General features: G+C 68.2%; 1 pseudogene. It reads right to left on the bottom strand.

The window, feature by feature from the left end:
• Nucleotides 1-49: 49 nt before the first annotated feature.
• A pseudogene (locus OCH239_RS21530) lies at nt 50-390 on the bottom strand (sugar ABC transporter permease); the annotation flags it as partial.

A 390-nucleotide genomic window follows, 5' to 3' on the forward strand; every position in this document is an offset into this window, starting at 1 on the left:
AGCAGCGCCAGCGCCGCATAGGTTGCCAGATCGGCTCGGCGCTCCCCCGTCATTCGCCCTCCGCCCCGCGACCCAGCCAGCCGACGAGAAGCGTCATCGCCATCCCGATCGCGAAGAGCAGGAGCGCCAGCACGCACCCCGCCGCCAGGTCAAGATTGTAGAAGACCGTGTTGAACGTGAAGAGGGCGAGCACTTCGGTCGCGCGGCCGGGCCCGCCGCCGGTCAGCGCGAGAATGCTGTCGAATGTGTTCAGGGTCTGCACCGAGACCAGCACCGTGTTGACCGCGAGCGCGCGGCGCAGCAGCGGAAGGGTGATGGACCGGAAAGTCCGCACCGGACCCGCCCATCGAGAGCCGCCACTTCGTAGAGCGTCGGGTCGATGCCTCTTCG

Origin of the sequence: Roseivivax halodurans JCM 10272 (assembly GCF_000521785.1) — a bacterium.
GTDB lineage: Bacteria > Pseudomonadota > Alphaproteobacteria > Rhodobacterales > Rhodobacteraceae > Roseivivax > Roseivivax halodurans.